Source organism: Alkalibacterium sp. m-11, from assembly GCF_054658155.1.
This window is the reverse complement of record NZ_BAAGIR010000191.1, coordinates 1-3,019: the sequence shown is the minus strand read 5'-3', so window position 1 is coordinate 3,019 and position 3,019 is coordinate 1. Positions and strand designations below refer to the sequence as shown.

Sequence of the window (3,019 nt, the reverse complement as noted above, 5' to 3'; positions counted from 1 at the left end):
CCGGAACTCTTCAAGCCATTTTTAAAAGAAAATCAGCTGAATCAAATATCAAAAGCGGCATAATAATCGGTACCAAGTCAATGACACCAAGGGTCAAAGGCTATTTTTTAACTGCAAAACTTGAGTTCTTAAGTTTCCCAGTTTTCTAAAGAAGTAGGAACATTTTCCTAGCTCACTTAGAAAGATAAGTACGTTATCTTCATAAATGAGCTGAAAAAGTGCATCAACTTCTTAAATTAAGCGGTCATTTTTTGCAGACAAAAAATTTCAACTAGAAATAAAACAATTATTTATCAATTCACTGATAAAAATGGTTACTATAAATTAAGTAAGCACACCTTAGCAATTACAACCAGTTAACAGCAATATGATCCAGCAGACGTGAATACGCTGCTGGATCACATTGCCTTTTTTCGCCTCTTTTTTATCGGTATAGAATGCTTTTCTACAATTAGAAACAGCGGAACTATCGATAGTAGCATCTCCTGATCCCGCCGGATTATTGGTTTGAATTAGCGGTGCGCTCAGATTATAGTAATTGAACTTAAAGTCTATCTAAACTAAAGTTAATACTATTTAAAGTGTGTATGGATAAACGACTTCTGAATCGTTCACTCCACATAGAAAAATGCTCATACTGTTCATCGGATGGATCAGACATCACCTGTTTAAATTCTGCATAGCCGTCTACTCCTCCGACATCCTCAGGTACCGGGTCCCCTTGCATGTCTATTAAACGCGCTTTTCGAAGACTCGGCTTTTCAATGATTTGGGTCACTTCAATTCTATGTCTCCAATCATCTCCGAAATCATATTCATACAGAAAGACATCTCCGGAACGGATGTATTCCAGCAGCTGCACTTCTTCATCGTATTTCATTATTTGTTGTCTTTGTTTATACCCGAATGATTCATCGTCGTCTACTAGACAGACAGACATACCATTTGGTTTTTCAAAAGTGAATTGATGCAAATGATAATCGTCCCACATGAAGGCTTTCTGCAGTATGTGATGCAACTGATTAAAAGTATAAGTCATTGGAACCTGTAAAACCCTCACGACATCTTCTTCTGTTTCCAATTCAAGGCTTACCTTTAATTCTGCAACAGGTGGCGTGAATACGAGGTTCTCTCCTAATCCTTTATCGCTTAAGAATGATTCCCATTTATTTAACGGTGTATCTTCGGTTCCATCTGGATAAGTGACTAATCGGTTATTGACTTTTTCCATTAATTTCAGCTGGACAATCTCTTCATCATCAAACCCTCTCACTTCCATTCTTAAAGGTCTAATGACTTCTTCAAGATAGTCTGGTGTATCGATGTTTTCTCCCTTAGTCCATACCAAATCTCGGTTATCAAATTTCTTCTCTATTTCCATCTGCTTGACCCAATTGAGACCTAAATAGTCAAAATACGCTTGTCTGACATAGTGAATGATGTTCTCAATCTTACTTAATTCTTCTTTTTTAAGTGGCCAAGCAACAAGTGTTAACTGCGTTTCTAAATTGACAAGTACGAGCGCTTTTCTTCGATTCAAAATAGCAATATGGGCTAACCAAGCATTCTCGTTTGGATTAGTAGGATCGAGCGGCAAGACGTGACCTTTTGCTTTTTCTATTTCTGACATAAATTTATCTGTTGTATGTATGAGCACGGTGAATGCCTCCTGTTATTTGTTTCGTTTATCATAACATATTCCATTAACAAAAAAAGACAAAAACCAAAGTCTCACTCCTTACTTTTCCTTACTTTTGTGCTATAATAAGAATTATCTATTAAATTGGGAGTGAATGAAATGATTAGCTACAAAGAAAGAAATCCTGTTACTGCAAAAATCACATCTAAAAACCAAGTAACTATTCCAAAGTCCATTCGAACCGCATTAGATATTAAGTCTCATGATCACATTATATTTTATACTAACGAACAAGGAGACGTGGTTATTAAAAGCGTGGATAAAAAGAAAGCTTTTTGGGAAGATGTAGAGGAACAGCAAGCAACCTATGGCTCTATTGATGATAAAGAAATGACCTGGGGTGAAGATTTAGAAGCTGAGGATTTTGATTAATGGCTAAACTCAGACAAGGAGATATCATACTCGTTAATCTAGATCCGTCAAAAGGAACAGAAACAAAAAAGACTAGGCCCTGTTTAGTGGTCAGTAACAACTTTTACAATCGATATTTGAATACTGTTCTAATCGCTCCTATCAGTAACTCTCAAAAATATAAAGAAGAGCGTTTTACTGTTTCACCATTTTTCGTTTCAATTCCAAATAACGAGAAGGTAAAGGGCACAATATTACTTCAACACATAAGAAGTATTGATCCGACTCTCAGAGTTATAGGAAAGCCAATTTCACACTTAAACTCCGATTTAGTTAAAAAAATAAGTGACACTATTAACCACTTTTTCTAAGGAAGACAACCGTTCATTAAAAGCAGCAGACTTAAGGAATTTATTTCCAGTCGGCTGCTTTTATTTAATACATTAATTTTAACTTTGAATAACATTCTTGGATTAATTCTTTAGGTACTTTTTCAACAAAGTTAAATTCTCTTTTTTCTAAATCAATCATACAGTGGGTTATGGGATATTTCTTTAGTGGTACATCAAGCTGGCAAAAGGTGGTACATTCTTTGGCAAACAGTGGTAAGAAAGTTGGCATCAGTGGTACAAATGTGTGGCAGTAGTCAACTAAGTTTTCATTTTTCTCCATAAAAGCCATATGTTTCAAGTCTAGAATCTCTTTTTTGTTAACGCTTGGTTGAAAGTTGAAATCAAATTCTTCAAGTGATGTCCGTTTGGGAAAGCGTGCGCGCTGGATGACACGTTCCACAGTCTGATTCGTTTGAAAGTCTAATTCTTGATTAGTTAATTCTAGAAGAGCTTCTGTTAAAGAAAGCTCATCCCGATTGGCAATTTCAACATAGTTTGGCACATATTCTCTCATATGTTTTAAATTCAAGGCCTCTAGATTATTTAATAGCTTTTGATAGTTACTGCTCATTCGAAG

At 35.6% G+C, this 3,019-nt stretch carries 3 protein-coding genes and 1 pseudogene; 2 read left to right on the top strand and 2 right to left on the bottom strand.

The window, feature by feature from the left end; translation table 11 throughout:
* Nucleotides 1–544 precede the first annotated feature (544 nt).
* Nucleotides 545–1,657: a plasmid pRiA4b ORF-3 family protein gene (locus tag ACYQ2O_RS11440; RefSeq protein WP_346024550.1), complete on the bottom strand. Its 1,113-nt coding sequence runs from the start codon at nucleotides 1,655–1,657 to the stop codon at nucleotides 545–547.
* A gap of 141 nt (nucleotides 1,658–1,798) precedes the next feature.
* Here ACYQ2O_RS11440 and ACYQ2O_RS11435 point away from each other — a divergent pair, with 141 nt between their 5' ends.
* Together ACYQ2O_RS11435 and ACYQ2O_RS11430 are read left to right on the top strand one after the other, a co-directional pair.
* Nucleotides 1,799–2,071, top strand: coding sequence for an AbrB/MazE/SpoVT family DNA-binding domain-containing protein (locus tag ACYQ2O_RS11435; protein ID WP_346024549.1), 273 nt, complete (start codon nucleotides 1,799–1,801; stop codon nucleotides 2,069–2,071).
* A complete protein-coding gene (locus ACYQ2O_RS11430) occupies nucleotides 2,071–2,421 on the top strand; it encodes a type II toxin-antitoxin system PemK/MazF family toxin (protein ID WP_346024548.1) in 351 nt (116 codons plus the stop codon). The genes ACYQ2O_RS11435 and ACYQ2O_RS11430 overlap by 1 nt, the downstream gene beginning before the upstream one ends.
* 277 nt (nucleotides 2,422–2,698) lie before the next feature.
* Here the strand turns inward: ACYQ2O_RS11430 and ACYQ2O_RS11425 are convergent.
* Nucleotides 2,699–3,013 (bottom strand): annotated as a pseudogene (locus ACYQ2O_RS11425) (ATP-binding protein); the annotation flags it as partial.
* Between the last annotated feature and the right edge of the window lie 6 nt (nucleotides 3,014–3,019).